Here is a 5,967-nt window from a genome sequence, read left to right as displayed (position 1 = left end):
ATTTTTGGTGGGCGGTACTGGGATCGAACCAGTGGCCCCTGCCGTGTGAAGGCAGTGCTCTACCGCTGAGCTAACCGCCCAAGTGGGGGCAAAGATTAAGCCGGGACGGGGTTAGGGTCAAGCAGATCCTTTGCCGCATGCCGGCAATCCTGACTGGCCCACCAGGCCCTTTTGATGCTCAAATGACGGGGAACCGTTCTGCCGTCCGGTTTCTCCAAGCCAACAGACCACCAGATCCGGGTCCGCCGACCCCAGGGAGCGAATATGAGCAACGCCGCCGCAGCCTCTGCCGGGAGCCGTCCCCCACCGCGCTATGCCTTGATTCAACGCCTGCTGCACTGGCTGATCGTCGTACTCGTCGTCCTCGCGCTGGCTGCGGGCGGGACCATCGGGTTTTTCGGCTTTGAGGGGTTACGCGATCTCTTCGGACCGGCCGGTACGGACTTCGTCTACACGACGCACAAGACGCTCGGAGTGCTGGTCCTGGGCTTCATGGTGTTGCGGGTCTTGGTCCGTCTCGGCTTCGGCAAGCCCGGCTATGCACAACCCCTGCCGGCACCGCAGCGGATCGCCAGTCAGACCGTGCATGCACTCTTCTACGTCGTGCTGCTGGCGATGCCGGTACTGGGCTGGCTGGCCACCGCCTCCGGCGGTTTTCCGGTGCAGCTGTTCCACATCGAACTGCCCGGGCTGATCGGCCGCAACGAGGAACTCTCCGAGGTGCTGTTCCTGTGGCACGGGTATGTCGCGTACGTCCTGATGGGACTGATCGTGCTCCATGTCGCCGGCGCGTTCTATCACTGGCTTGTGCGCCGTGACGAGGTCATGCAGCGGATGAGCCTCTTCCGCTAACGCCCATGGCCTCGGAGCGCGCCACTCCCGATGGTGAAAGCGCAGACGCCTAATGGGGTGCGGCGGCTTGCCGCCGCTGTGGGGGACCGGGTAATCCCCGACACCGCATAGCCGGAGCAGGCTCTCGCACTCCATAAGTGGGAGCGTGGGGCGGAAGAGGCCGCAGGGCGGCAGCCGCCCCCTGTGCTGGAACGCGCGGTAGGGCGATGATGCGTGCTATCAGTTGCCACCGGCGGCCTTGCGGATTACGGCGCCCTCCCAATCGGGTTGCGGACGCGGCCAGCGCTGGCGGAGCCACGTCACCCGGCGTTGCGGAAGGCGGGCTTCGAGGCCCTCGGCCCAGGGGCTGGAAGGCGACTCGATCCCGTGAAGCATTTGTAGCACGAGCCCCGGAGCCACTTCCGATGGCGCCAGGAGCAGCCCCCTGCGGCGCATCCACGCCCCGGCACGCTGGCTGCTGCTCCAGCGCACCAGGGCCGGGGCGAGCAGCAGGCCTGCCAGTACCGGCATCAGCCACCAGAAGAATCCCGGCGCGAACCATGCCAGGAGGAGCCCCCAGGATCCCGCGGCCAGCACGAAGCCCCCGGTGCGGCGCCAGGCTTCGCCCCAGGCGACCACCCTGCCCTCACGCGGCTGCACGGCCCAGGTCACGTTGCGCCCCAACGCAACAGCCGCCACGAACAGGCTGTGGAAGGCCATCATCAGGGGGGCGATCAACACGGAGAACAACGTCTCGATCACACCGCTTGCGACGAGCCGGGGCACACCGCCGAAGGCCCGCGGGCGGCTGAACATCGCGAGAGCGATACCCAGCATCTTGGGCAGCAGCAGCATGACCAGCGTCACCCCCAGCAGGGCATGCGCCATCGGCGTACGCAGTGACTCGGGAATGGCCAGCGCCTGGCCGCCAGCCTCCAGCCCCCCGGACGCGCCGATGGCGGCACCCGTCCCCGCCGCCAGCATCAGCAGCCAGAGCAACGATACCAGGTAGGCCACCGCGCCGAACAGCAGGTGCAGGCGGCTCACCCCGTGCAGTCCGGGCGTCCCCAGCAGCCGCAGATGCTGCAGGTTGCCCTGGGCCCAGCGGCGGTCACGCCTGGCATAGTCGATCAGGTTTCCGGGCAGTTCCTCGTAGCTTCCCCCCAATTGCGGCAGCAGCCACACGTCCCAGCCGCCCCGACGGAGCAGGGCCGCTTCGACGAAATCATGGCTGAGGATCTCGCCTCCGAGCGGCGGCTTCCCCGGCAGGATGGGCAGGTCGCAGTGCTGCATGAACGGCCGGATCCGGATGATCGCATTGTGCCCCCAGTAGTTGCCGGCGTCGCCCTGCCAGAAACTCAGCCCGGCCGCCAGCATCGGCCCATGCACGGCGTTGGCGAACTGCTGAAAGCGCCCGAACAGCGATTCCTGGCGCACCGGCAGCGGCATGGTCTGGATCAGACCCGCGTTCGGATTTCGCTCCATCAGCCGGACGAGTTCGACCAGGGTCGCCCCTTCCATCACGCTGTCCGCGTCCAGGACCACCATGTATTCGTAGCGCGATCCCCAGCGCCGGCAGAAGTCCGCGATGTTTCCGGCCTTGCGCCCGGTGTTCAACGGCCGTCGCCGGTAATGGGTGCGGAACGGCGCGGGCATCCGGGCCTGCAGATCCCGCGCCGCCCGTTCCTCGTCCGGGATCACCGCGGGATCAGTGCTGTCGCTGAGCAGGAAGAGGTCGAAGGCCGCACCCTGCCCCGTCGCCAGCAGGGAGCGGCAGGTGGCCTCGATGCCATTCACGACCCGGACCGGATCCTCGTTGTGGATCGGCACCACGATCGCGGTGCTGCGCGCCCGCTGCAGGGCCGACTCCGGCACCGCATCGCGCCGCGGCAGTCGCCGCAGCGACAGCGGATCCAGACGCAGGGCATGCAGCACGAAGCCTGCGACTGCGGTCCAGAATGACACGGCGATCCAGGTAAACGTGACCAGAAACAGCAGCAGGATGGCCCACTGGAACGGCCCCATCCCCGCGGCCTGCAGCACCAGCGCCATCATCACCGCACCGGGGACCACCGTTGCCATCACCAGACCGAAGAAGAGGCCCCGGCGCATTCCGACCGCCGGCGCCTGCAGCACGCCCTCCCGCCCCGGCACGGGACCGGCGACTTCCTGTTCAGCGAGGGGCTCAGCGTTCATCGGGATACCAGACGTGATTCCAGGTTTCGGTAATGGGCCGCCCGTCCAGGGTCAGCACCAGGCGCAGGTCGGCGGCCTGCCCGTCCTCCGGATCGAGGATAAAGGTGGCTCGCCAGCCTGCGTGATCCGGCAGCCGCCGCACATGCAGGTCGTCGATCCTGCCGGACCCGGCCTGCAGCAGCGGCTCGACGGCGTCCTCCGGGCCCAGCGCGTCGAGCTCGCCACCGGCGAAATCGACGATGTACCGGCGGAGGCTGCGCGGGGGCGGATCCGCGACCCCGGGCACCGCGCCCCAGCCGGAACGGGTACGGACCACCCGTGCGGGCGGCTCCCCCGGCGGCTCGTCGTCGAACAGCGTCAGCCGATAACGGTACTGGCGCCGGTCACCGGCACGGAACGGCGTGTCGCTCACCCAGTAGGCCACGATATTGTCGCTGGTCTCGTCGCTGGTGGGAATCTCCACCAGTTCCACGCCGCCGACACCCCAGTCGCCGTCGATCGGAGTCACCCACTGGCTGGGCCGGCGATGGTATTCCGCCTCGAGGTCGAGGTATTCGGAAAAATCCCGGCTGCGCTGCACCAGGCCAAAGCCATGGGGCCGTTCGTCGCGCAGGGAACTGCCGCGCAGCCGCGCCGGGTTGGTCAGGGGACGCCAGATCCACTCCCCGCCCGCAGTCTGCATCATCAGGCCCTCGGAATCGTGGACCCGCGGGCGAAAGTCGTCGTAGGCGCGCACGCTGGCCTCGCCGAAGAAGAACATGCTGGTCAGCGGCGCGATGCCGAGCTTGGCGACATCGGCCCTGGCGAACAGCCGCTTTTCCACCGCCACCGTGACTTCGGACCCGGCCTGGAGATCGAAACGGAAGGCACCGGTGACCGAAGGGCTGTCGAGCAGGGCCAGGATGGTGATGCTGTCGGCGTCGGGTTCCGGACGGAACAGCCAGAACTTCCGGAACGCCGGGAATTCCTCGCCGGCGGGCAGCGCGGTGTCGATCGCCAGTCCGCGCGAGGAGAGTCCGTAGACCTGGCCGGGACCGACCAGCCGGAAATACGAAGCCCCGAGAAAGACGACAACCTCGTCGAGGTACTCCGGAGTGTTCAGCGGATAGTGCAGACGAAAGCCCGCGAAGCCGAGGTCACTTCGGCCCGCATCGGCCAGCTCCTCGGCCTCCGCTTCATAGCGAAACAGCTCCGGATCGAACGCGAGTTCCTCGACCTGACCCTGCTCCACCGTGTACACCGTGACCGGATGCGGAAACAGGAACCCGGGGTGGAAGAACTGCGCTTCGAAGCGCGCCTCTCCGCGCCACAGCGCGGCCTCGGGCCGGAAGCGGATCGACCGGTACTGGTCGTAGGTCATCCCGCGCAAGGCATCCGGCAGGACGTCGGCCGGGGGCTCATACGGGATTTCGGCCCGCGCCCCGGCAAGGTCCGTGAGTTGCTGGAACAGCGACTCCGGCGTTGCATCGAATGGAGTCCCGGCGTTCGCCGATGCGGACGCAACGGTGGCACCCATGGTCGCCAGCAACAACAGCGTGAGGACACAGGCCTGGACCAGCCGCTTCCGGGTCACACCGGCTTCCCGAGACCGGTGGACGCGGGACAGCGCATGCCTCCGCAATCCGGTTTCCGGGGCGGGCCAACGAGAGCCAGACGCAGGATCGTCGGGCGGTGATGAAGGATCAATCCAGTAACACACGTCGAGGCCCCCCTGCTTGACGCTGTCGTGGTCGCGATACCGTGGGACAACTTTCGCGGACAGAAGTTGTCGCAACGCCCGTGGCACCCGATGGGCGTTCGCGTTCATGATGAAGCGGGGCCGGGGCTGACTGCAATCTGCCGCCGGGACCCGCCGCGACGCTGGCCAAGTACTGACCGGTTCCCGGCCTCAGCACACGCGACCGTCATGGTACCCGTAGACGTCAGGGAGACCCTGGTCCAGGACTTCCTGGCGCAGCGCCCACCTCGCCGTGAAGCGGGTGTTCCTGACCTGAAACGACCCCACACCGGTTCCGCCCAAGGAGGAGACGATGTCCACCAGATTCCTGCATCTTACCGGCTTGCTCATTGCCCTCACCTGTCTGCCGTCGGCGGCACACAGCTATGAAGGTCCGCTGTTCGACGCCCACCTGCATTACAACCCCGCGCATACCGACGCGGTAGCACCGGAAGCCGTCGGATCGGCGCTGGCGGGTGCCGGCATCAGCCGCGCGGTGATCCTGGCTCGCGACGACGCGCTGATCGAGGCTGCGATGCACACGGCTCCGGGGGTCATCGTGCCCTTCCTGGATGTCTACCGGCCGCCGGCGGGCAAGGACACCTGGATGCACGATCCGGATCTGCCCGAACGGATGCGCGCGCGCCTCGACGCCGGCCTGGAGACCGGCGACTGGCGCGGCATCGGCGAACTGCATCTATTCGCGGATGACCGCCATTCGCCGGTGTTCGAGGCGCTGGTGGTCATGGCGCGGGAGCGGGGGCTTCCGGTGATGATCCACGGCGATCCGGCAGTGATCGACCGGGCCTACGAGATCGAGCCGGAGGCGCTGATTCTCTGGGCGCACGCGGGCACTTTCCCCTATCCCCCCCTGATCCGGGACTACCTGGACCGTTACCCCAACCTCTACGCCGACCTGTCGATGCGCAGCGAGCGGCTGATCGGGGACGGCTTCATGCCGCTGGAATGGCAGGATCTGCTGGTCGAACACGCCGACCGGTTCATGGTGGGCGCGGACACCTTCAGTTCCACCCGCTGGCGGGAGATCGAGCAGCATGCCGCGGAGATCCGGCAGTGGCTGGGACAGCTGCCGCCCGATGTGGCCGAGCGGATTGCGTTTGGCAATGCAGAACGGTTGTTTGGCGAGGGGGGATGACGGCGGGGGATGGGCAGGGGGTTGTCCGACGACCGGACCATGACATGTCGGGTTACGCTGCGCTAAC

General features: G+C 67.6%; 4 protein-coding genes and 1 tRNA gene. 2 read left to right on the top strand and 3 right to left on the bottom strand.

Features of this window, described 5'->3' with window-relative positions; genetic code table 11:
• Positions 1–5: 5 nt before the first annotated feature.
• A tRNA-Val gene (locus EA346_RS12535) sits at positions 6–80 on the bottom strand.
• Positions 81–264: 184 nt separating this feature from the next.
• Here EA346_RS12535 and EA346_RS12530 point away from each other — a divergent pair.
• Entirely contained in the window at positions 265–852 is a 588-nt protein-coding gene (locus tag EA346_RS12530) for a cytochrome b (RefSeq protein ID WP_296759096.1), read from the top strand.
• Positions 853–1,071: 219 nt separating this feature from the next.
• Here EA346_RS12530 and mdoH read toward each other — a convergent pair whose 3' ends face one another.
• The gene (mdoH, locus tag EA346_RS12525; protein WP_296759094.1) at positions 1,072–3,027 is read right to left on the bottom strand and encodes a glucans biosynthesis glucosyltransferase MdoH; all 1,956 of its coding nucleotides are present in this window, start codon (positions 3,025–3,027) and stop codon (positions 1,072–1,074) included.
• Entirely contained in the window at positions 3,017–4,600 is a 1,584-nt protein-coding gene (locus tag EA346_RS12520) for a glucan biosynthesis protein (RefSeq protein WP_296759092.1), read from the bottom strand. The genes mdoH and EA346_RS12520 overlap by 11 nt, the downstream gene beginning before the upstream one ends.
• A 457-nt stretch (positions 4,601–5,057) precedes the next feature.
• Between EA346_RS12520 and EA346_RS12515 the strand changes: the two genes are divergently transcribed.
• On the top strand, positions 5,058–5,900 hold the full coding sequence (locus EA346_RS12515) for an amidohydrolase family protein (RefSeq protein ID WP_296759090.1): 843 nt from the start codon (positions 5,058–5,060) through the stop codon (positions 5,898–5,900).
• Positions 5,901–5,967 lie beyond the last annotated feature (67 nt).

This window comes from Thioalkalivibrio sp., assembly GCF_007692535.1.
Classification (GTDB): domain Bacteria; phylum Pseudomonadota; class Gammaproteobacteria; order Ectothiorhodospirales; family Ectothiorhodospiraceae; genus Thioalkalivibrio.
The sequence above is the reverse complement of the archived record's forward strand: the minus strand, read 5'-3'. Positions and strand labels throughout refer to the sequence as shown.

Bases quoted from the DNA above. Each gene is read 5' to 3' on its own strand.
- mdoH (WP_296759094.1), bottom strand. From the start codon at position 3,027: ATGAACGCTGAGCCCCTCGCTGAACAGGAAGTCGCCGGTCCCGTGCCG.
- EA346_RS12530 (WP_296759096.1), top strand. From the start codon at position 265: ATGAGCAACGCCGCCGCAGCCTCTGCCGGGAGCCGTCCCCCACCGCGC.
- EA346_RS12515 (WP_296759090.1), top strand. From the start codon at position 5,058: ATGTCCACCAGATTCCTGCATCTTACCGGCTTGCTCATTGCCCTCACC.